This window comes from Pseudomonas sp. XP1 (assembly GCF_053557675.1).
Genome location: NZ_JBNRIJ010000027.1, coordinates 25,896 through 46,287, shown reverse-complemented (window position 1 = coordinate 46,287; position 20,392 = coordinate 25,896). Strand labels below are relative to the sequence as shown.

Below are 20,392 nucleotides of genomic sequence, written 5' to 3'. Positions count from 1 at the left end.
GATCGAGCGCCACCTCAAGAATCAAGACATGCACTCAAACCTTGAAATGTTCGGCCACGGCGTCGGAAAAGTGCGTGCAATTGATGCGTGCATGGCGTTGAAAGTCGCGGCTGACAGCGAAGGCCGAGCCTGGCATCAATAGCACCTGTTGCTGTTCCAGGCGACGCATGAAAGGCTGCAGGTCGGCCAGTTCGGGGTGGTAGACCCACAGGAACATGCCACCTTGGGGCGTTATGTCGAACTGCCAGCCACGCGCCCGCAACAACTGCTGCGTCTGTGCCTGCTGCCGGATCAGGCGCTGCTGCAGGTCTTGCATGTGCCGGGCATAGGTGCCGTCGGACAAGATGGTGTTGACGAAGCGTTCGCAAAACGCCGGCACCGCCACGCAGGTCAGCAGCTTCAGGCGCGTCAGCGGCTCCATCAGCTCTGCCGAGCAGGCGATGTAACCCACGCGCAATGAAGCGGACAGGCATTTCGAGAAGCTGCCGATGTAGATGACCCGCTCAAGGTTGTCCAGTTCGGCAAAGGTCTGGCGTACACCCGGGCTGAAGTCGCCGTAGACATCGTCCTCGACCACGAAGAAGTCGTGTTCCACCGCCAGTCGCAGGACGCTGAAGGCATTGTGCGGGCTGATGTTGCCACCGGTCGGGTTGTGGAAGGTGCTGTTGCAGAAGAATGCCTTCACCTTGTGCCTGGCCAGGTGCTCCTTCATGTCTTGCACGTTTGGTCCGTCCTGGGTTCGGCGCACCCCGACCACGTGGCCGCCGGCCAATTGGATCAGCTTGATCAGGTTGCCGTTGCCGGGCTCGTCGACGAACACGTGATCCCCTGGCTTGATCAACAACCGCGCCACCAGGTCCAGCGCTTGTGTGGCGCCCAGCGTAGTCAGCAACTGGCTTGGCCGGGCATCGACACGGGTCAGGCGTTGCAGGTGCACGCACAACTGCTTGCGCATGGGCAGGTAGCCCTGGATATCGCCATATTCCGCGAGCGAACTCTGCTCCAACCGCGCCGTGCGGCGAATCGCCTTGGCCAGCAGCTCGGTGTCACGCCAGGCGGGTGGCAGCCAGCCGCTGCCCAGTTTGATGTTGTGCTGGCCCCCCTGCAGCAGCTTGAACAGCGGGTCGCCGGCCATGCCTGCGGGCGCATCCAATGCGCCGGTTTGCCGTGAGTGGCTGGCGACGAAGTAGCCGCGCCCAGGAATGGCGGTCAACACACCTTCGCTGACCAGCCGGGCATAGCTGGAGACGACATCGTGGTAGCTGCAGCCAACCGCCGCCGTCAGCTTGCGGATGGAGGGCATGCGCTGGCCGGGCAGCCATTCGCCGGCTTCGAGGCGCTGTTTCAACTGGTCATGAAGGCTGTGCGGGCGCATGGCGGGTCCAGCAGCTGTTAGAAAAAACAGCCTAACAGTTAACCGGAAAACGAGTCGACTGTGCGAATTTCAGGGCGCGGCAGATGCGACCATGGACCTGTCGGCATCTTTCCCAATTCCGAAATCGACCCGTCCACCAACCGTGAGCACACGCTATGTCGAGCACACTCCCGCGGCGCACGTACCTGTATTTCACCGCGCAATCGATCAACCTGACGACTGCGGTCATGTCCGTGACCATGGCGGCCATTGTCGGGGCGGCGCTGGCGCCTGCCGCCACGTGGTCCACCGTGCCCTATGGTTTCCAGTTCCTCTGCCTGATGCTGGCCACCTATCCGGTCTCCAGGCTGATGAGCCGTATCGGCCGCAAGCGCGCCTTCATGCTGGGCTCGATCCCTTTGGCGGTGTCTGGCATCAGTGGCTACCTGGCGGTGCAGTACCAGCACTTCCCGACGCTGGTGATCAGCCATTCGGCATTGGGCATCTACATTGCGTTTGCCAACTTCAATCGCTTCGCGGCCACCGACAACCTGGCCCAGAACCTGAAACCCAAGGCGCTTTCCCTGGTAGTGGCCGGTGGGGTAATCGCTGCCGTGGTCGGGCCGGCGTTCACCGAGTGGCTGAGGGATGTTCGCGGGTATCCGCTGTTTTCTCTCTGCTACGCCGCTTTTGTCGTCCTGGCGGTGATGTCGTTGCTGACAGCGGCCTGCCTGCCCGGCGATACCGGCACCGCCAGTAAAGACCGTGCAGCGAAACCGGCTGATACGACCGCCGAGCCACTGAGCCCGGTGGTTGCCGTGGCCATGGCAGTGGCCGCGCTGGGCTACGGGATCATGAATTTGCTGATGATCCAGGCATCCATGCACATGAAACACATGCATGAGGACTTTTCCGACGTTCGCCTGGCGATTCAATGGCATGTGATTGCCATGTTTGCGCCATCGTTCTTCACTGGCGCCATCATCCACAAGCTCGGTATCAGGGCCACCATCTGTCTCGGCCTGGGCCTGCTGATCGGTTGCACGGCCATGAACATGTGGTCGCACAGCTACGCGATGATGACCTTGTCACTGATAGCCCTGGGCCTGGGCTGGAACCTGACTTACGTGGGCGGTGGGGCGCTGTTGGCGCAGACGTTGCAAAACAGCCCGGCAGCGATGCAGATGCAGGGGAAGAACGATCTGGCCATCGCGGTGTTCGCGACCATTGGCGCATTCAGCCCGTCGCTGTTGCTGGGCACGGTCGGTTGGGATGGTACCAATGCCATTTGCATGGCCCTGTGCATCGTGCTGCTGATGGCCACCTCAGTGGTGCTGCAGCGCAATGTTTCAGGGCCTGCCAGGGTCAGCTAGGCCCCGGCTACCCACTGCGCGGCCCGCGGCTGGGACGCGCAAGTGCTGTTCAGGTCAGGCGCCGTGGCACTTCTTGAACTTTTTCTGGCTACCGCACGGGCACGGGTCGTTACGGCCAACGTCCTTCAGGGCGTTGCGTACCGGCTCCTGGTGGCCGTGGTTGCAGTGCGGGCCGTGTACATGGCCATGATCGTGGTGGTGATCATGATCGTGGTTGCAGTCAGGGCCATGAACGTGGGGTTGCTGGGACATTGCAGGGTTACTCCGGGTTGTAGTCGCCGGGGATTATCTCACCACTGCGCGACAAGTGCAGGTCCCGATGGATGAGCAACCCGGTCGCCAGCTCGCCCTGCAGGCTGTAGTGCAGCGGTTGTTCGCTTTTCAGCAGCTTGGCCAGTGGTTTCAGGTGCTGCCACAGGTTGGTTCGCGCGGTGATCTTGAAAGTACGCTGGGCGTGCCCGCCGACACTGCGCCACACGCTGGTTTCATCCTGCACCAGCAACAGGTCGTTGAGGCGTATGGCATACGACAGGTTGCGGATGAACAGTCGGCTGTCATTGGGGTTGTCGACTCGCAGGTGCAGCACGAACTCCTGCTCCAGCAACCTGGCCTTGACTGTCTCCACCTCGACCAGTTGCACCTCGGGTTCGCGCCACTCGTCACCGCCCCAACTGGCGCAGCCCGCCAGCAGTGCCAGCCATGCCATCAGGGGGGCGAGCAGCAGCGGGCGGGTGCGGGCGACCATGTTCAGCTACCCACGTAACTGGCGCAGCATTTCTTGAACTTCTGCCCGCTGGCGCAGGGGCAGGGGTCGTTACGCCCGGCCTTGAGCCCGACCGTGGGGTCGATGAAGTACCAGCGCCCGGCATGCTGGACGAATGCCGAGCGCTCGCGGTGCTGATGGTCACCCTCCTGGTCGTGCCAGCGTGCAGTGAAGGTGACAAAACCGTGTTCTGGCTGGCCGCCGAGCACCTCCGCACTTTCTACCTCCAGGCCCAACCAGGTGCTCTGGGCGCTCCAGGCAGCCATGGCAGCGCGATCCAGGCCAGCTTGCTGGGCTGGCAGAGTGGTGGCCACCAGATAGTCGACCAGGCCCAGCACGTAGGCACTGTAGCGTGAGCGCATCAGCGCCTGGGCATCCGGTGCCGGGGTGCCAGCATGGTAATGCCCGCAGCAGGCGTCGAGCAGGTTGCCACTGCCACAAGGGCAGACCGAGACACTCATCATCACCACCAGTACTTGCCGAAGTTTTCAGGGTTGGCCCAGAACTTGGCATTCAGCCAGTCCGGTACCTGCTTGTAGTCATGTAGATCATAGGTGAACAGGCTCAATACCTGCTGGTCACGGCGGAATTTCTCGCTGGCCGACAGGGCCAGGGCAAAGAAATCGGTGTCTTGCCAGCCACAGGCGCCCAGGTCGGCAAGCACCGCGACCCGGCTGGCATTGAGGTTGCGAATGCCGCCGAGCAACTCCAGGCCGGTGCGTTTGGGTAGGTGCTCCAGGCAGTCCACCAGTACCGCCAGGTCAAAGCGCTGGGCTGCCAGTTCGGCCGGCAGCGGGCCTGGGGCGGCTGTGGCGATGGTTACCTGTGGGTGCGCCTGGGCGAAGGCGTCCAGCGCCGGGAAACGCGTGCCCACCAGCAGCAGGCGTTGCGGGGTGAAGCGCTCGAGCAGGGCCGCCAGGGCCTGCTGCGGGGTGCGCTGGGAAAAACCGTCGGTCATTGGCAATCCTCGTTGAAGTCGTCCAAGACTAGCGGGCCGCAGCGTGCGGGCAAAGAGGCATGTGGCTGTGTCGTGGCTTATTGGTGGCAGGGATCAGATGCTCGGTCTTTACTCCCTGAAATCGGCCTTATGCCGATTCCCCCTAGGAGAAGCAATGAAATGAGCATAGTACGCACAGCGATACCCCTGGTTCTGCTCACCAGTGTGTTGACTGGTTGTGCAGGTTTGCAAAAGACCGACTGGCCGAAATGTGCCGCCGTCGGGGGTGTAAGCGGCGCTGCCCTGGGCGCCATCGAGAGCTCCAGCTGGGCTGGTTGGGGCGCGTTGCTGGGTGGTGGCCTGGCGGCAGGCTATTGCTGGGCCCATGGCGATGGCGACGAGGATGGCGACGGTGTGCCGGACAGCCGTGACAAGTGCCCAGGTACCCCGCGCGGTGTGCAGGTCGATGCCAACGGCTGCCCACCGGAGCCGGCCGCAGTGGTCGAGGAAGTGGTGGTGCAGAAGGAAGAAGTCATCGTCATCCGCGATGTGCACTTCGAGTTCGACTCTGCGCGCCTGACCGCCAGCGACAAGGAGCGCCTCAACACCATTGCCACGCGCCTGAAACAGGAAGCGCCGTCCGCCCGCCTGAGCGTCAGCGGCCATACCGACAGCGTCGGCTCCGACAGCTACAACCAGAAACTGTCCGAGCGCCGCGCCCACTCGGTGACCGACTACCTGGTCGAGAGCGGAGTACCGCGCAGCAGCTTCGTGTCGGTGGTAGGGGCTGGTGAAACCCAGCCGGTGGCAGACAACGCCACGGCCGAGGGGCGCGCCATGAACCGCCGTACCGAGATCAAGATCCAGCGGTAGAGCGACTTGCGCCCGTGCCTTGAGCAGTGGCACGGGCGTGTCTTCAACGGCAGTCAGCCGTCCGTGGCCAATGACACAGGAGCATTCAGCATGAGTGTGACGTCGAAAGCGGCGCTGCCGCTGTTGGTGGCTGCCAGCCTGCTCGCGGGCTGCGCCACCCAAAGCGATGGTAGCGCGCCGCTCAACCAGAAGACCTGGCCCATCTGCAGCCTGCTCGGCGGCCTGGTCGGTGGTGGCCTGGGCGCCATCGAAAGCTCGAGTTGGGCGGCTGGTGGCGGTGCCCTTGGTGCCATTGCCGGGGGGCTGATCTGTTACGTCCAGGATGGTGACGAAGATGGCGATGGCATTTTCGACCGCCGCGATCGTTGCCCCGATACCCCGGCAAACACTGCGGTCGACCATATGGGGTGCCCGTTGAAGGTGTACCCCGTATCGCCGCCTGCCACTGAACCCGAACCCTCGCCGGAGGTGATCATCTTGGATGACAACGGCGCGGTGATGTTCGCCTTCGATTCCGCCGAGCTGACCCCGGCGGCCCAGCAGCGCCTGCAAGGCCTGGTGGCAAAACTCGATTCACCGACGGTGGCCAAAGTCAGCGTGATCGGACATACCGATAACGTAGGCTCCGACAGCTACAACCAGGCACTTTCCGAACGCCGCGCCAGCAGCGTGGCCGTTTACCTGATCAGCCAGGGGCTGGAGGCGGGCAAGGTCACCAGCCAGGGGCGCGGTGAGAGTGAGCCGCTCAGCGACAACGAAAGCGAGGAGGGCCGCGCCCGCAACCGACGGGTGGAACTGCACCTCAACTGAGTGGTGCTGGCGCCTGTCTTGACATTGCGGTTAATGTTGGCCGCACGGCCCGCTCGAACGGGCCGGCTCGACATAACAACAATCCATGGGGGCGGGATATGAAGTTCATCCTGGGCTTGGGCAAGGTCCTGACTGTCGCTTTCTGGGGGGTGGTGCTGTTCAATCAGTTGATGCCACAACCCTTGCCCTTCAACCTGCTGATCAACGCCGCCGGCATCACCTTGCTCGGCCTGCACCTGCTCGAAGTGTTGTTCTTCAATGGCAGCCTGCGCGGGCGCAGCCACCGTTGGTTCGATCGTCTGCAGATCCTGTTGACGGGTATCTTCCATGTCATGTCCATTCCCCGTGTGCAGGAGGCGCCGCGAAATGCGTAATTTGATGTTGCTGGCCATGATGGCCGCTCCCCTGGCCCAGGCCGAAAGCCTGGAGGTCGCTGCCAATTCCATGCTTCGCCTGCCCGACAAGTCGGCTAGCGTGCACCTGGCACAGTTGCGTGTCGCCGATGCTGCAACCCTGCTGCTGCCTGCCACGCTCGCGGAATTGAAGGTCGACCAGCTGGAACTGGGGCGCGATGCGCGTATCGCCATTGCTCCGTCCGATAGCCCGTTGCTGATCGAGGCGCGCAGCGCACGGCTGGGTGAGGGTAGTGAATTCAGTGCGCCGGGGGCAGCGGGCACCTACCAGCGGGGAGCCCGGTCCGGCCGCAGCCTGGACCTGAAACTGGCTGAAGTGGATGCCGAGCGCCTGGCTATCGATGCCCGTGGCGGTGCCGGTGCGCCAGGGTACGTGGGACTCGATGGCGCTAACGGCCAGGCCGGTGGCTGCACCTGGGGCCAGGCCAGCCGCGGTGCCAATGGCGATGACGGCGGCAACGGGCACGATGGTGCGCCGGGTGGGCGCATCCGCTTGAGCGTGCCGCAGGGCTTCCCGCAGGAGCGCATCGTGGTGCGCCTGGACGGCGGCGCACCGGGCAAGGCCGGGGCTGCAGGCAAGGCCGGCAAGGGCGGGGCTAGCAAGGGGTGCCTGGTGTACCGCACAGACGCCGGCGCAAATGGCCGACCGGGGCAGCCGGGCCAGCCTGGGTTGGCGGGGGCCGCGGGCGAACTGATCCTGCAGCGCTTGTGAAAACCTGTACTGGCCCTGTCGCCGGCAAGCCTGCTTCCACTGCGACCGCATCGGCTGCAAGCCATGTGCAGTACCTGTGGGAGCTGGCTTGCCGGCGATAGGGCAGGTGCAAGCGATATCAGAGCATCAGCCGCGAACTGGCCACGGCTACCACCGCCAGGCCCAGCAGCAGGTTGATCCCTACCATCCGCCGAATCCGCCCCAGCACTGCCGCACCCGCCGGCCAGTCCTCGGCCTGCACCGCCGCCCTCAGCTCCGGCAGCAGCAACGCCTGGATGCGCATGAACAGGGCAAACATGGCGATGCCCCCACCGATCATCACCTGCACATACTTCGGTGCAGTCTCGAAGCTGCTGAAGCGCATGTGCAACATGCCGATACCACTTATCGCCAAAATCGCCACGGCCAGCCAGACCCAACCGAAGAAGCGTCGGAAAACTTCTACCCACAAGCGCAGCCGGGCAGGCCCCTCAAGGGCTGCAACCGTTGCCGGGCGCAGCACCAGCCAGGCGAAGAACATGCCGCCGACCCACACCAGGGCGGCAATGACATGCAGTGTGTAGGGCAAGGCAAAGGCAAGCATCTGGATCTCCATGCGGCATAAAGGGCAATAGCGGGGTATGATAGCCGCCCCATGCGAAACACTGAAAATATATCCAGCCCTCCGGGCGCCTGCAGACCATGATCAGCAACGAACTCAAAGCCACCATCCAGGGCGCCTATACGCGTTTTCTCGAAGCCAAGAGCCTCAAGCCGCGCTATGGCCAGCGCCTGATGATCGCCGAAGTGGCCAAGGTGCTCGGCGACATCGCCTGCGACGAGGAAGGCCGCCGTGCCGGCGAGCCTGCCGTGGTGGCAGTGGAGGCGGGTACTGGTACCGGCAAGACCGTGGCCTACAGCCTGGCTGCCATTCCGGCCGCCAAGGCCGCCGGCAAGCGCCTGGTGATCGCCACCGCCACCGTGGCGCTGCAGGAGCAGATCGTCTTCAAGGACCTGCCCGACCTCATGCGCAGCAGCGGGCTGAACTTCAGCTTCGCCCTGGCCAAGGGCCGTGGCCGCTACCTGTGCCTGTCCAAGCTCGACATCCTGCTGCAGGAAGGCCACGCCCAATCGGCTACCGCCCAGCTGTTCGAGGAAGAAGGCTTCCACATCGAAGTCGACGAGCGCAGCCAGAAGCTGTTCAACAGCATGATCGAGAAGCTTGCCGGCAACCGCTGGGACGGTGACCGCGACAGCTGGCCAGAAGCCCTGGAAGACCAGGACTGGGCACGCCTGACCACCGACCACAGCCAGTGTACCGGCCGTCATTGCCCGAACTTCCAGCAGTGCGTGTTCTACAAGGCCCGCGAAGGCATGGGCAAGGTCGACGTGATCGTCACCAACCACGATATGGTGCTGGCCGACCTGGCCCTGGGCGGCGGCGCGGTATTGCCCGACCCGCGCGACACCATGTACGTGTTCGACGAAGGCCACCACCTGCCGGACAAGGCCATCGGCCATTTCGCCCACTATTCGCGCCTGCGCTCCACTGCCGACTGGCTGGAACAGACCGCCAAGAACCTGACCAAGCTGCTGGCCCAGCACCCGCTGCCCGGTGACCTTGGCAAGTACATCGAGCAGGTGCCAGAGCTTGCGCGGGAAGTGCGCACCCAGCAGCAGTTCATGTTCACCCTGTGCGAGCAGGTTGCCGACTTCCGCCCCAGCGAGGACAACGAAGGCCGTGAGCGCCCGCGCTACCGCTTCGAAGGTGGTGTGGTGCCGGAGCAGATTCGCGAAGTGGGCATCGAGCTGAAAAAGGGCTTTGCTCGCCTCAACGACCTGTTCACTCGCCTGGCCGACCTGCTCAAGGAAGGCATGGACGGTGAGGTCAACATCGGCATCGCCAGCCACCAGGCCGAGGAGTGGTACCCGCTGTTCGGAAGCCTGGTCACCCGTGCCCAGGGCAACTGGGAGCTGTGGACGGCCTTTACCGCCGAAGACCCGGAAGACAGCCCGCCCATGGCCCGCTGGCTGACCCTGGCCGAGAGCGGTGCGCTGTTCGATATCGAAGTCAACGCCAGCCCCATCCTGGCCGCCGAAATGCTCCGCCGCAGTCTGTGGAGCGTGGCCCATGGCGCGCTGGTGACCTCGGCGACGCTGACCGCGCTCGGCAAGTTCGACCGTTTCCGCATGCGCTCGGGGTTGCCGCGTGACGCGGTCACCTGCGTGGTGCCCAGTCCGTTCGTGCATGGCGATGCCGGCCTGCTGCGGGTCCCCGACCTCAAGGCCGACCCGCGCGATGCAGCGGCGCATACCGCGGCAATCATCCGCGAACTGCCGAGTATCGTGGAAGAGGCCCGTGGCGCGCTGGTGCTGTTCTCCTCGCGCAAGCAGATGCAGGACGTGTTCGATGGCCTGGACCGTGACTGGCGCAAGCTGGTGCTGATCCAGGGCAACCTGTCCAAACAGGAAACCCTGAACAAGCACAAGGCGCGGGTAGATGATGGCCAGCACAGCGTGCTGTTCGGCCTGGCCAGCTTTGCCGAGGGTGTCGACCTGCCGGGTGCCTACTGCGAGCACGTGGTGATCGCCAAGATTCCCTTTGCCGTGCCAGACGACCCGGTCGAAGCGGCGCTGGCCGAGTGGATCGAGGCTCGCGGCGGCAACCCGTTCATGGAAATTGCCGTGCCCGACGCGTCGCTTCGGCTGATCCAGGCCTGCGGCCGCCTGCTGCGAACCGAGCAGGACCGCGGTGTCATCACCTTGCTTGACCGGCGTCTGGTCACCCAACGCTATGGCAAGGCTATTCTCAATGCGCTGCCGCCGTTCCGGCGGGAGATTTCCTGACCGCCGGAGCACTTGCTCTGGCGCGTTGTCCATACTCAGTCGTGGGCCATGAGGGCCCTGAAGGAGAGCCCCAGCCTTATGGTCCGCCGTACCCTGCCCGCCGTTTTCGCCCTGTTGTTCAGCTCGCCTTTGCTGGCTGGGCAGCAGACGCTGTTCAGCTTCGTGCGCCCGGCCTCGGTGGTCAACGTGGTGACCGAGGATGCCGGTATGCCGCAGTACAACGCGGAGCAGACGGCCGAAGGCGAAGTGTTGCGGCGCGTGGTGTTCAACCCTGCCCAGCGGCCGACCCTGCGCCTGAGCCCGCAAAGCGGTGTGTGGGACTGGTCCGGCGGTCAGTTCCTGACCTTGCGACTGCAAAGCGCGATGGATTGGGCGCTGACCGTGGACGTCATGGTACAGAGCAGTGATGGTCGCACGTTGACCAGCCGCATCGACCTACCGGCCGGGCCTGCACAAACCGTGATGGTACCGCTGACGGCCAGTTCGCCGCTGAGCCAGGGCATGCGCGCCGGCCCGCCCATGCCCTGGAACCATGGCGGCCAGCGCCTGCTGCTGACCAGCAGCGCCGGCGCGCTCGACCTCAAGCAGGTGGTGTCGGTCAGCCTGAGTATCCCCAACCCCAAGGTGGCGCAGAACCTGTTGATCGAGCGGGTCGGCATCCAGGATGACGACCAGGCCTACAAGGCGGCCTACCAGGAGCTGATCGATGCCTATGGCCAGTCCACCCGCGGCCATTGGCCTGAAAAGGTTGCCAATGACGAGCAGCTCAAGGCGGCCGATATGCGCGAGCAGCAACAGCTCAAAGGCTGGTTGGCAGAGCGTGGCAAGCAGCCGTTGGACGCGTACGGTGGCCTGCTGGCCGGGCCGGCGTTCGAGGCCAAAGGCTTTTTCCGCACCGAAAAGCGTGACGGCCGCTGGTACCTGGTAACGCCCGAGGGGCATCCGTTCTACTCCCTGGGGGTGAATGCCGTGGCCGCGGATGGCGGGCGTACCTACATCGCCGGGCGTGAGGGAATGTTCAAGGCGTTGCCGGGCGAGGGGGATGCACTGGCCGCATTCTATGGCGACGGCAACAACGACGACGGCAACCCCTCGTCGCAGGGGCGCAACTTCAAACAGGGGCGCTGGTTCGATTTTTATGCCGCCAACCTGCAGCGCACCTATGGCAAACCCTGTTCGCCCGCGGTAGAAGGGCAGCCGGCCAACTGCCCTCCATTGGCGCTGGATACCGCCCGTTGGCAGGTGCATGCGCTCGATCGCCTGCAGGCCTGGGGTTTCAACACGGTCGGCAACTGGAGCGAACCGGCCCTGGGCCAGGCCAGGCGCATGCCGTACACCTTGCCGCTATCGATCGTCGGGGATTACGCCAGCATCAGCACTGGCATGGACTGGTGGGGCCGCATGCCCGACCCGTTCGACCCGCGTTTTGCCATGGCCACCGAACGCGCCGTGGCCATTGCCGCCCGCGATCACCGTGACGACCCCTGGCTGATCGGCTATTTCGCCGACAACGAACTGGCCTGGGCCGCCCCCGGTAGTGACGCGAAGGCGCGTTACGGCCTGGCCTACGGAACCTTGCGCCTGACCACCGATGTACCAGCCAAGCGCGCTTTCCTCAAGCAGCTGCGTGACAAATACCGCAACCAGGAAGGCTTGTCCAAGGCATGGGGCATCGAGCTGACCGCCTGGGAACTGATGGAAGACCCAGGCTTCGAGGCACCGTTACCCAACCCGGAGCATCCGGAAATCGAGCGTGACTACCAGCACTTCCAGCAGGTATTCGCCGAAACCTACTTCAAGACCATTGCCGACTCGTTGAAGTGGCATGCGCCCAATCACCTGCTGCTGGGTGGCCGCTATGCCGTCAGCACGCCGGAGGCGGTCAAGGCCTGCGCCGAGTTCTGCGATGTGCTCAGCTTCAACTTCTATACCCTCAAACCGCAGGACGGCTACGACTTTGCCCGCCTGGCCGAGCTGGACAAGCCGGTACTGGTGTCCGAGTTCCAGTTCGGCTCGCGCGATCGCGGGCCGTTCTGGCCGGGGCCGCTGGAAGTAGCGCGGGAAGAAGACCGCGGCCCGGCCTACGGCAACTTCCTAAAGGCAGCCCTGGCGCAGCCGATGATCGTTGGCGCGCACTGGTTCCAGTACCTTGACCAGCCGGCCAGCGGCCGCCTGCTCGATGGCGAGAACGGCCACCTTGGGTTGGTGGCGATCACCGATGTGCCTTACCCGGGGTTTGTCGATGCCGTGCGCAAGAGCAACTTGCAGGCAATGAGCCAGCTGCGAGCCCAACTGGAAAAACCGGCGCCCTAGCCCAGGTCGACGCGGTCTTTTTGTGGGAGCGGCCTTGCGTCGCGAAAGGACTGCGGAGCAGTCCCCTCATTTCAGCGGCGCTGTATAAATTGCCGGGGCTGCTGCGCAGCCCATCGCGACACAAGGCCGCTCCCACAGTGACCACCCAGCCCAAGCCAGTTTGCAAAACGCCAAACTACTGAAACAATGCACACCATTTTCGGAATTGGTCGTACGGAGAACAGCGGGTGCAGATCCAGGGTCACTATGAGCTGAAGTTCGAAGCAGTGCGCGAAGCCTTTGCCGCGCTGTTCGATGATCCCCAGGAGCGTGGCGCCGCGCTGTGCATCCAGGTCGGTGGCGAAACCGTGGTCGACCTGTGGGCTGGCTGTGCCGACAAGGACGGCCAGCAGGCCTGGCACAGCGATACCATCGCCAACCTGTTCTCCTGCACCAAGACCTTCACCGCTGTCACCGCCCTGCAACTGGTCGGCGAGGGCAAGCTGGCGCTCGATGCGCCAGTGGCCAACTATTGGCCCGAGTTCGCCCAGGCAGGCAAACAGGCGATCACCCTGCGCCAGTTGCTCAGCCACCGTGCCGGTCTGCCGGCCATCCGTGAGCTGCTGCCGGCCAAGGCGCTGTATGACTGGCAGGCCATGGTCGATGCGCTGGCAGCCGAAACGCCCTGGTGGAAACCCGGCACCGAGCACGGCTACGCCGCCATTACTTATGGCTGGCTGATCGGCGAGCTGATCCGCCGTGCCGACGGCCGTGGCCCCGGCGACTCGATCGTGGCCCGTACCGCTCGGCCGTTGGGGCTGGATTTTCATGTCGGCCTGGCGGACGATGAGTTCCATCGCGTAGCGCATATCGCCCGTGGCAAGGGCAACGCCGGGGACGCCGCGGCGCAGCGCCTGCTGCAGGTGACCATGCGCGAGCCCGAGGCCCTGTCGACCCGTGCCTTCACCAACCCGCCGGCGATACTGACCAGTACCAACAAGCCTGAGTGGCGGCGCATGCAGCAGCCAGCGGCCAATGGTCATGGGAATGCGCGTAGCCTGGCGGGTTTCTATGCCGGGTTGCTGGACGGTAGCCTGCTCGAATCCGAACTGCTCGACGAACTGACCCGTGAGCACAGCATCGGGCAGGATCGCACCCTGCTCACCCAGACGCGTTTTGGCCTGGGCTGCATGCTCGACCAGCCCGATGTGGCCAATGCCACCTTCGGCCTCGGGGCCCGCGCCTTCGGCCATCCAGGCGCCGGCGGCTCGGTCGGTTTCGCTGACCCGGAACACGATGTGGCCTTCGGTTTCGTGGTCAATACCCTCGGCCCTTATGTGCTCATGGACCCGCGAGCCCAGAAACTGGTACGTGTCCTTGCCAGTTGCCTTTGATCGGGTAATGCGGGTGTTGCCCCACCCCTTTGACTATCCTCAATGCCAACGCCTGAAGCGTGTAGGCAAAATTTCTTTCTATTTCATGGTGTATCGCTGATGTCTTCACACAAAACCTTAGCACTCGCCCTGTGCCTGACCGCCGTTACAGGCTGCGCCAGTCACCCCCAGGACGGCTCGAAGGACAGCGCCTCGAGCTGGTGGCCCTTTGGTTCGGAAAAGGTTGCCGAGCAGGAAGTGAAGGAAGCCGTCACTGAAAACGTGGCCAAGGCCGACGCCAAGTCCGACAACGCCAGCCGTTGGTGGTGGCCGTTTGGCGGTGAAGAAAAGCAGGCAAAGGGGCCGGTGGTACCGAAGATCGACCAGAAGGCCACCCAGGCCTGGCTGGACGAGTACGAGCCCAAGCTGCGTGAGGCGATCAAGGGCAGCAAGCTGGAGCTGGAGCGCCGTGACAACGTGCTGGCCGTAACCATCCCGGTGGACAGCTCGTACAACCCCGATCGTCCGAACATGCTGCTGCCGATGACCCTGGGCCCGATCACCCGTGTGGCCAAGACCGTCGAAGGCGATGCCAAGACCGCCGTGCTGGTGCTTGGCCATGCCGACAGCAGCGGTGTCGCTGCTGCCAATCAGAAGCTCAGCCTGGAGCGCGCCGCTTCGGTGTCGGCCATTTTCCGCCTCAGCGGCCTGCAGCGTGATCGCCTGAACCTCAAGGGCATGGGCTCGGAAATGCCGCGCGCCGCCAACGACAGCGCCGAGGGCCGTGCCCTGAACCGCCGTGTGGAAATGCTGTTGACCCCGCAGAACACCATGGTCGCCCTGCTGGCCAAGTACCAGCAAGCCGCTCCGGCGCGGGCCCCGATGGTGGCGGTGCAGGACGTCAAGGCGCCTGCTGCCAAGCCTGCCGACAGCAAGCCGGCCACCAAGGCTGCGGCGAAGAAATCTGTCACCAAAGCCAAGGCCAAGGCGCCTGCCAAGACAACGGCCAAGAAAAAAGCCGCGCCGGCCAAGCCCGTCGCCAAGAAAGCTACCGCTGACAAGAAAGTAGCTGCAAACAGCCCTGCGAAGACCAACTGATCGTCAAGGAACGCAGCAATGACCCAATCCCTGGCTGATATGCGCCGCGACTACACCCGCGATGGCCTGGCTGAAGCCCAGGCCCCGGGGGAGCCGTTCGCCCTGTTCCACCAGTGGTTCGCCGACGCGGTGAAAACCGAGCAGGTACCGGTGGAAGCCAACGCCATGACCCTGGCCACTGTCGATGGTGAAGGCCGTCCTCACTGTCGTATCTTGTTGCTGAAGGGGCTCGATGAGCGTGGTTTCACCTTCTTCACGAACTACGATAGCGCCAAGGGCCAGCAACTGCTGTTCAACCCTTTCGCCGCCATGACCTTCTTCTGGCCTGCACTGGAGCGCCAGGTGCGCATCGAAGGGCGTGTGGAAAAGGTCACGCCTGAGGAATCTGACGCCTACTACCAGGTGCGCCCGCTGGGCAGCCGCCTGGGGGCATGGGCTTCGCCGCAGAGCCAGGTAATCGCCAGCCGTGAGGAGCTGGAGCTGCTGGTCAAGGCCACCGAGGCGCGCTTCTGCGACACTCAGCCGCATTGTCCGGAACATTGGGGTGGGTATCGTTTGCTGCCTGAACGCATCGAATTCTGGCAGGGGCGGGCCAGTCGCCTGCATGACCGACTGAACTACCGGCTGGTGGATGGGCAATGGCTGCGGGAGCGGTTGGCGCCCTGAAATTGTGGGGCCGCTTTGCGGCCCTTTCGCGACACAAGGCTATCCCGGAAACCCGGCAGCCTCCCGCTCCAACCACCCCGCCAACTGCTTGCGCCCCACCTTCTCCACGCGCGCCTGCTCCAGCCGTTGCAGCATATACGCGCGCTTTTCTGGGGCCGACCCAGCCAGCGACAATGCCAGGTCACGGTCCATCCAGCGGCGCATGCGCACATACAGCCACCAGTGGAAGTAAAGCCCCGCGACGGTGGTGACCACGACGATGAAGTAATCCATGGCTATCCTTGGTCTCACTTGAAATGGCCTCGACACAGCCATGCAGGCTGTACCCTGGCTGAATGAAAACAATTTTATTACGTTTGTACCGTGACAGCGGTCAACCTGCAGCGTCTAATGGACACCTGACTTATGGAGACTTTACCCATGCGTAAATCCGCTTTGCTGGTGGCGACCTTTACCACCATGTCGTTGTTGCTGGGTGGCTGTGCCTCGAGCCTGACCGGTGACAGCTACTCCCGTGATGAGGCCCGCCGCGTGCAAACCGTGCGCATGGGCACCATCGAGTCCCTGCGTCCGGTCAAGATCGAGGGCACCAAGACCCCGATCGGTGGTGGTGCTGGCGCCATCGTCGGTGGTGTGGCCGGCAGCGCCGTGGGTGGTGGTCGTGGCAGCATCGTTGCCGCCGTGATCGGTGCCGTAGCCGGTGGTCTGGCCGGTTCCGCCGCCGAAGAAGGCCTGACTCGTACCCAGGGTGTCGAAATCACCGTGCGTGAGGACGATGGCAGCATGCGGGCCTATGTGCAGGCCGTACAGCAGAACGAGATCTTCCGCGTTGGCGACCGCGTACGCATCATGACCGTCGACGGCACCAGCCGCGTTACGCACTGACCGTAGCCCAACAAGAAAAACCCCGACATGGCGCTCGCCAGTCGGGGTTTTTTCATGCTGCGACCAGGTCAGCCGACGCTGGGCTTGCGGCTGGCCATGGCGGTTACCGCATAGCCGATCACGGCGGCGAAGAACGAGCCGGTGAGAATACCCATGCGGTCCATACCGGCGTAATCACTGCTGCCAGGTACAAAGGCGAGCGAGCCGACGAACAGGCTCATGGTGAAGCCGATGCCGCAAAGTATCGCCACACCCAGCAATTGCCCCCAACTGGCGCCGACAGGCAGCGCGGCCAGGCGCAGCTTGACCGCGACCCAGGTCAGCCCGAAGACCCCCACGGTCTTGCCCAGCAGCAGCCCGACGGCGATGCCCAGTGGCACCGGGTGGGTGAAACTGTCTACGGTCATGCCTGCCAGCGATACACCGGCATTGGCGAAAGCGAACAGTGGCAGGATGGCGTATGCGACCCACGGGTGCAGGGCGTGTTCCAGGGCGAGCAGTGGCGAGCGTTCGGCATGGCGCGTGCGCAGCGGGATGCACAGGGCCAGGGCTACCCCGGCCAGGGTGGCATGCACACCGCTCTTGAGCACGCAGACCCACAGGATCAGGCCAACGATCATGTATGGCCCAAGCTTGACCACGCCAAGCCGGTTCATGGCCACCAGCACTATCAGGCAAGCGGCGGCCAGCAGCAACGACACGCTTGACAGGGTGCCCGAGTAGAACAGGGCAATGACGATGATCGCACCCAGATCGTCGATGATCGCCAGGGTCATCAGGAACAGTTTCAGCGACACCGGCACGCGCTTGCCCAACAGGGCCAGTACGCCGAGGGCGAAGGCGATGTCGGTGGCGGTAGGGATCGCCCAACCGGCCACGGCGGCAGGGTTGTCACGGTTGATGAACCAGTAGATCAGTGCCGGAATCACCATGCCGCCCACGGCGGCGGTGGCAGGCAGGATCACCTGGGAGGGCTTGGACAGGTGGCCGTCGACCACCTCGCGCTTGACCTCCAGGCCGATGAGCAGGAAGAACAGGGCCATCAGGCCGTCGTTGATCCACAGCAGCAACGGTTTGGCGATATGCAGCGCGCCGACCTGGACGGCGACGGGAACGTCGAGCAGGCCGCTATACAGATAGGACAGCGGTGAGTTGTTGATGACCAGGGCCAGAATGGCCGCGGCGATCAGCAAAAGGCCGCTGGCGGCTTCGAGCTGGAAGAAGCGGGTGAACAGGCTACGCACGGGCTATAGGCTCTCCATGAGCAGTTGACGATGGAACGGGCATACACCCTAGCCTGTGACGATATGCTTTCAAACAAAAACTATATTCGTTTTTGTTATATGGTGTTACTGGCTGGGCTGAGGGAAGACTAGATGCAGATGGGGAAGGAGTGGGGAGGGGAATTCTGATGTTTGCTGTGGATTGTTCTGATGTCGGCAGTGGCCCTTTCGCGGGTGAACCCGCTCCCACAGGTACTTCACAGTTTTCAATACCTGTGCAGTACCTGTGGGAGCGGTTTTACCCGCGAAGAGGCCCTGGCATGTAAAAAAGGATCAGAGGCCGAGCATATCCCGCGCCACCGCCTCGGCGATGCGAATGCCATCGACACCCGCCGACAGGATCCCGCCCGCATACCCGGCCCCTTCACCCGCCGGGAACAGCCCCTTCAGGTTCAGGCTCTGGAAGTCCTCACCGCGGGTAATGCGAAGCGGCGACGAGGTGCGGGTCTCGATCCCGGTCAGCACTGCGTCATGCAGGTTGTAGCCCTTGATCTGCCGGTCGAACGCCGGCAGGGCCTCGCGAATGGCCTCGATGGCGAAGTCCGGCAGGCTCGGGGCCAGGTCGCCCAGGGTGACACCTGGTTTGTAGGACGGCTCGACACTGCCCAGCGCTGTCGACGGCCGGCCGGCGACGAAGTCACCCACCAGCTGCGCCGGAGCCTGATAGTTGCTGCCACCCATCACATAGGCGTGGGCTTCCAGGCGCTCCTGCAGCTCGATGCCGGCCAGCGGGCCACCTGGGTAGTCGCGCTCGGGGTCGATACCGACGACGATGCCGGAGTTGGCGTTGCGCTCGTTACGCGAGTACTGGCTCATGCCGTTGGTAACCACCCGGCCCGGCTCGCTGGTGGCGGCAACCACGGTGCCGCCCGGGCACATGCAGAAGCTGTATACCGAACGGCCATTCTTGGCGTGGTACACCAGCTTGTAGTCGGCGGCACCAAGTTTCGGATGGCCGGCGTATTTGCCCAGGCGTGCCTTGTCGATCAGCGTTTGCGGGTGTTCGATGCGGAAGCCCACCGAGAACGGCTTGGCTTCCATGTACACGCCCTTGGCATGCAGCATGCGGAAGGTGTCGCGGGCACTGTGGCCCAGGGCCAGCACCACATGGCGCGAGTGGAGCTGTTCGCCGCTCTCCAGCACCACGCCGGTCAGTTGCCCATCCTCGATCAGCAGGTCGGTGACCTTCTGCTGGAAGCGCACTTCGGCCCCCAGGGCGATCATGTCCTGGCGCATCTGCTCGACCATGCCGGTGAGGCGGAAGGTACCGATGTGCGGCTTGTTGATGTACAGGATCTCGTCCGGCGCGCCGGCCTTGACGAACTCTTCCAGTACTTTGCGGCCGTGGTGCTGCGGGTCCTTGATCTGGCTGTACAGCTTGCCGTCGGAGAAGGTACCGGCGCCGCCTTCGCCGAACTGCACGTTGGACTCGGGGTTGAGCACGCTCTTTCGCCACAGGCCCCAGGTGTCCTTGGTGCGCTGGCGCACTTCCTTGCCGCGCTCGAGGATGATCGGCTTGAAGCCCATCTGTGCCAGCAACAGGCCGGCGAAGATGCCGCACGGGCCGAAGCCGACCACGATCGGGCGCTCCTGCAGATCGGCAGGGGCCTGGCCGACGAACTTGTAGGTCACGTCTGGCGCCGGGCCGATGTTGCGATCGTCGGCGAACTTGCTGAGCAGCTCGGCTTCGTTGCTGGCTTCCAGATCGATGGTGTAGATGAACAGCAGTTCGCTGTTCTTCTTGCGCGCATCGTAGCTGCGCTTGAACAGGTTGAAGCTGAGCAGTTGCTCGTCACGGATGCCCAGGCGCTGGACGATGGCTTCACGCAGGGCTTCGTCGGGATGGTCCAGGGGCAGCTTCAGTTCGGTGATTCGTAGCATGGCAGGGTCCAGTATCCCGGCCATGGGCGGCCGGCGGCTTTACACAAACCGCCAAGTATAAGCTGTTCGCCGCCCTGACTGGCAGGATAAAAGCGCCCGGCGATCAGTTGTCGCGGGCACCGCCATAGTAACCGCAGCCTTGCAGGGTCTTGCCGTCGATGCGCAATTCGGCGCGCAGGTGGTGGATGGCACCGGTGGCGCTGTCTACGCAGCGTTGTGGCGCGACCCACAGCTCCACGTGCTGGCCGTTGGCTTCGCTGGTCAGGGTCAGGCCACCGCCGGGCACTTCTTCCTCCAGGAAGGGGAGAGGCAGGGGTTGCTGGCCGACGCGGTTGAGCACCATGCCTTTGCCGCTGGCCTTGATGTCCCATTCCGGTTCGTGGCCGTTGGCGCGCAGGGTCAGCTGCTTGAAGTTGGGGTCTTCACAGGCGCGCGTGGAAGGCTCCAGACGGTACAGGCGGCGTACTTCCAGCTGGCCGTCGTTGTTGGCCTGCCTGCTGCCGGTGAGGCGGCCACGGACGTCGGCGAACAGCTTGTCGTTGGCGTCCTTGGCTAGGTTGGCGGCCTCCTGCAGGATGCCCGTGGCGGCGACGTCGTTGATCACGAAGGTGCGGTTTTCGCTGCACGGCTTGAACAGCAACTGGCCACCGGCGGCACGCAATTCGCCCTGCATGCGCGTGGTGCCGATGTTCGGGTCGCTGGGGGCGTCAGCCATGAGCTGGCAGCCGGCGAACAGGGGCAGCAGGGCGGTGAGCAGCAGGGTGGGGTTGAGGCGCATGGGGCGGGCTCCGGGGGTCTTTGCCGTGAAAGCAGGCCACGTTACTCAGGCTGGCGCTGGATCACAAGTTAATGG

General features: G+C 63.9%; 21 protein-coding genes. 11 read left to right on the top strand and 10 right to left on the bottom strand.

The window, feature by feature from the left end:
- Positions 1-34: 34 nt before the first annotated feature.
- On the bottom strand, positions 35-1,375 hold the full coding sequence (locus ACK1U9_RS19955) for an aminotransferase-like domain-containing protein (RefSeq protein ID WP_196182534.1): 1,341 nt from the start codon (positions 1,373-1,375) through the stop codon (positions 35-37).
- 155 nt (positions 1,376-1,530) lie between these two features.
- On the opposite strand from ACK1U9_RS19955, the gene ACK1U9_RS19950 reads away from it, so the two are divergent.
- Complete coding sequence (locus ACK1U9_RS19950) at positions 1,531-2,727, top strand: MFS transporter (RefSeq protein WP_196182533.1); 1,197 nt, start codon at positions 1,531-1,533, stop codon at positions 2,725-2,727.
- A 54-nt stretch (positions 2,728-2,781) separates the two neighbouring features.
- On the opposite strand, the gene ACK1U9_RS19945 is transcribed toward ACK1U9_RS19950, so the two are convergent.
- Genes ACK1U9_RS19945 through ACK1U9_RS19930 form a run of 4 tightly spaced genes read right to left on the bottom strand, consistent with a single transcriptional unit; the run spans position 2,782 to position 4,448 of the window.
- The gene (locus ACK1U9_RS19945) at positions 2,782-2,979 is read right to left on the bottom strand and encodes an SEC-C metal-binding domain-containing protein (RefSeq protein ID WP_003258907.1); all 198 of its coding nucleotides are present in this window, start codon (positions 2,977-2,979) and stop codon (positions 2,782-2,784) included.
- 7 nt (positions 2,980-2,986) lie between these two features.
- On the bottom strand, positions 2,987-3,472 hold the full coding sequence (locus tag ACK1U9_RS19940; protein WP_108481815.1) for an LEA type 2 family protein: 486 nt from the start codon (positions 3,470-3,472) through the stop codon (positions 2,987-2,989).
- Between the two features lie 2 nt (positions 3,473-3,474).
- Positions 3,475-3,951, bottom strand: coding sequence for a YchJ family protein (locus ACK1U9_RS19935; RefSeq protein ID WP_015271542.1), 477 nt, complete (start codon positions 3,949-3,951; stop codon positions 3,475-3,477).
- Positions 3,952-3,953: 2 nt separating this feature from the next.
- On the bottom strand, positions 3,954-4,448 hold the full coding sequence (locus tag ACK1U9_RS19930; RefSeq protein ID WP_046614732.1) for a DUF6231 family protein: 495 nt from the start codon (positions 4,446-4,448) through the stop codon (positions 3,954-3,956).
- A gap of 159 nt (positions 4,449-4,607) precedes the next feature.
- Between ACK1U9_RS19930 and ACK1U9_RS19925 the strand changes: the two genes are divergently transcribed.
- From ACK1U9_RS19925 to ACK1U9_RS19910, 4 genes are all read left to right on the top strand, one after another.
- On the top strand, positions 4,608-5,300 hold the full coding sequence (locus ACK1U9_RS19925) for an OmpA family protein (RefSeq protein ID WP_003258902.1): 693 nt from the start codon (positions 4,608-4,610) through the stop codon (positions 5,298-5,300).
- 90 nt (positions 5,301-5,390) lie between these two features.
- A complete protein-coding gene (locus ACK1U9_RS19920) occupies positions 5,391-6,110 on the top strand; it encodes an OmpA family protein (protein ID WP_046614731.1) in 720 nt (239 codons plus the stop codon).
- A 98-nt stretch (positions 6,111-6,208) separates the two neighbouring features.
- Entirely contained in the window at positions 6,209-6,484 is a 276-nt protein-coding gene (locus ACK1U9_RS19915; RefSeq protein ID WP_025340369.1) for a DUF1145 domain-containing protein, read from the top strand.
- Positions 6,477-7,235, top strand: coding sequence for a collagen-like protein (locus tag ACK1U9_RS19910; protein ID WP_153671562.1), 759 nt, complete (start codon positions 6,477-6,479; stop codon positions 7,233-7,235). Before ACK1U9_RS19915 ends, ACK1U9_RS19910 begins: the two co-directional genes overlap by 8 nt.
- 118 nt (positions 7,236-7,353) lie before the next feature.
- Here the strand turns inward: ACK1U9_RS19910 and ACK1U9_RS19905 are convergent, their stop codons facing one another.
- Positions 7,354-7,818, bottom strand: coding sequence for a CopD family protein (locus tag ACK1U9_RS19905; protein ID WP_108481817.1), 465 nt, complete (start codon positions 7,816-7,818; stop codon positions 7,354-7,356).
- Between the two features lie 98 nt (positions 7,819-7,916).
- Between ACK1U9_RS19905 and dinG the strand changes: the two genes are divergently transcribed.
- From dinG to pdxH, 5 genes are all read left to right on the top strand, one after another.
- Positions 7,917-10,061 (top strand): ATP-dependent DNA helicase DinG, encoded by a 2,145-nt coding sequence (dinG, locus tag ACK1U9_RS19900; RefSeq protein ID WP_046614728.1) that lies wholly within the window; start codon positions 7,917-7,919, stop codon positions 10,059-10,061.
- A 78-nt stretch (positions 10,062-10,139) separates the two neighbouring features.
- The gene (locus ACK1U9_RS19895) at positions 10,140-12,374 is read left to right on the top strand and encodes a beta-galactosidase (protein WP_108481818.1); all 2,235 of its coding nucleotides are present in this window, start codon (positions 10,140-10,142) and stop codon (positions 12,372-12,374) included.
- 227 nt (positions 12,375-12,601) lie between these two features.
- On the top strand, positions 12,602-13,747 hold the full coding sequence (locus ACK1U9_RS19890) for a serine hydrolase domain-containing protein (RefSeq protein WP_449110129.1): 1,146 nt from the start codon (positions 12,602-12,604) through the stop codon (positions 13,745-13,747).
- Between the two features lie 99 nt (positions 13,748-13,846).
- Positions 13,847-14,824: an OmpA family protein gene (locus ACK1U9_RS19885; RefSeq protein ID WP_322492472.1), complete on the top strand. Its 978-nt coding sequence runs from the start codon at positions 13,847-13,849 to the stop codon at positions 14,822-14,824.
- 18 nt (positions 14,825-14,842) lie between these two features.
- The gene (pdxH, locus tag ACK1U9_RS19880; protein ID WP_046614724.1) at positions 14,843-15,490 is read left to right on the top strand and encodes a pyridoxamine 5'-phosphate oxidase; all 648 of its coding nucleotides are present in this window, start codon (positions 14,843-14,845) and stop codon (positions 15,488-15,490) included.
- Positions 15,491-15,529: 39 nt separating this feature from the next.
- Here pdxH and ACK1U9_RS19875 read toward each other — a convergent pair whose 3' ends face one another.
- Entirely contained in the window at positions 15,530-15,763 is a 234-nt protein-coding gene (locus ACK1U9_RS19875; RefSeq protein WP_085601540.1) for a hypothetical protein, read from the bottom strand.
- Positions 15,764-15,910: 147 nt separating this feature from the next.
- Here ACK1U9_RS19875 and ACK1U9_RS19870 point away from each other — a divergent pair, with 147 nt between their 5' ends.
- The gene (locus tag ACK1U9_RS19870; RefSeq protein ID WP_013973925.1) at positions 15,911-16,375 is read left to right on the top strand and encodes an outer membrane lipoprotein; all 465 of its coding nucleotides are present in this window, start codon (positions 15,911-15,913) and stop codon (positions 16,373-16,375) included.
- Between the two features lie 68 nt (positions 16,376-16,443).
- On the opposite strand, the gene nhaA is transcribed toward ACK1U9_RS19870, so the two are convergent.
- From nhaA to ACK1U9_RS19855, 3 genes are all read right to left on the bottom strand, one after another.
- Complete coding sequence (gene nhaA / locus ACK1U9_RS19865; RefSeq protein ID WP_135001624.1) at positions 16,444-17,619, bottom strand: Na+/H+ antiporter NhaA; 1,176 nt, start codon at positions 17,617-17,619, stop codon at positions 16,444-16,446.
- 312 nt (positions 17,620-17,931) lie between these two features.
- The gene (locus ACK1U9_RS19860; protein WP_046614721.1) at positions 17,932-19,539 is read right to left on the bottom strand and encodes an NAD(P)/FAD-dependent oxidoreductase; all 1,608 of its coding nucleotides are present in this window, start codon (positions 19,537-19,539) and stop codon (positions 17,932-17,934) included.
- A gap of 103 nt (positions 19,540-19,642) precedes the next feature.
- Positions 19,643-20,317 carry a COG3650 family protein gene (locus ACK1U9_RS19855; RefSeq protein WP_046614720.1) on the bottom strand — a complete coding sequence of 225 codons (675 nt, stop codon included), beginning with the start codon at positions 20,315-20,317 and terminating at the stop codon, positions 19,643-19,645.
- Positions 20,318-20,392: the final 75 nt, after the last annotated feature.

Bases quoted from the DNA above. Each gene is read 5' to 3' on its own strand.
- ACK1U9_RS19885 (WP_322492472.1), top strand. From the start codon at position 13,847: ATGTCTTCACACAAAACCTTAGCACTCGCCCTGTGCCTGACCGCCGTT.
- ACK1U9_RS19860 (WP_046614721.1), bottom strand. From the start codon at position 19,539: ATGCTACGAATCACCGAACTGAAGCTGCCCCTGGACCATCCCGACGAA.
- ACK1U9_RS19875 (WP_085601540.1), bottom strand. From the start codon at position 15,763: ATGGATTACTTCATCGTCGTGGTCACCACCGTCGCGGGGCTTTACTTC.
- ACK1U9_RS19870 (WP_013973925.1), top strand. From the start codon at position 15,911: ATGCGTAAATCCGCTTTGCTGGTGGCGACCTTTACCACCATGTCGTTG.
- ACK1U9_RS19905 (WP_108481817.1), bottom strand. From the start codon at position 7,818: ATGCTTGCCTTTGCCTTGCCCTACACACTGCATGTCATTGCCGCCCTG.
- ACK1U9_RS19930 (WP_046614732.1), bottom strand. From the start codon at position 4,448: ATGACCGACGGTTTTTCCCAGCGCACCCCGCAGCAGGCCCTGGCGGCC.
- ACK1U9_RS19925 (WP_003258902.1), top strand. From the start codon at position 4,608: ATGAGCATAGTACGCACAGCGATACCCCTGGTTCTGCTCACCAGTGTG.
- dinG (WP_046614728.1), top strand. From the start codon at position 7,917: ATGATCAGCAACGAACTCAAAGCCACCATCCAGGGCGCCTATACGCGT.
- ACK1U9_RS19935 (WP_015271542.1), bottom strand. From the start codon at position 3,951: ATGAGTGTCTCGGTCTGCCCTTGTGGCAGTGGCAACCTGCTCGACGCC.
- ACK1U9_RS19950 (WP_196182533.1), top strand. From the start codon at position 1,531: ATGTCGAGCACACTCCCGCGGCGCACGTACCTGTATTTCACCGCGCAA.
- ACK1U9_RS19895 (WP_108481818.1), top strand. From the start codon at position 10,140: ATGGTCCGCCGTACCCTGCCCGCCGTTTTCGCCCTGTTGTTCAGCTCG.
- ACK1U9_RS19945 (WP_003258907.1), bottom strand. From the start codon at position 2,979: ATGTCCCAGCAACCCCACGTTCATGGCCCTGACTGCAACCACGATCAT.
- ACK1U9_RS19915 (WP_025340369.1), top strand. From the start codon at position 6,209: ATGAAGTTCATCCTGGGCTTGGGCAAGGTCCTGACTGTCGCTTTCTGG.
- ACK1U9_RS19940 (WP_108481815.1), bottom strand. From the start codon at position 3,472: ATGGTCGCCCGCACCCGCCCGCTGCTGCTCGCCCCCCTGATGGCATGG.
- pdxH (WP_046614724.1), top strand. From the start codon at position 14,843: ATGACCCAATCCCTGGCTGATATGCGCCGCGACTACACCCGCGATGGC.
- ACK1U9_RS19910 (WP_153671562.1), top strand. From the start codon at position 6,477: ATGCGTAATTTGATGTTGCTGGCCATGATGGCCGCTCCCCTGGCCCAG.
- ACK1U9_RS19920 (WP_046614731.1), top strand. From the start codon at position 5,391: ATGAGTGTGACGTCGAAAGCGGCGCTGCCGCTGTTGGTGGCTGCCAGC.
- ACK1U9_RS19855 (WP_046614720.1), bottom strand. From the start codon at position 20,317: ATGCGCCTCAACCCCACCCTGCTGCTCACCGCCCTGCTGCCCCTGTTC.
- ACK1U9_RS19955 (WP_196182534.1), bottom strand. From the start codon at position 1,375: ATGCGCCCGCACAGCCTTCATGACCAGTTGAAACAGCGCCTCGAAGCC.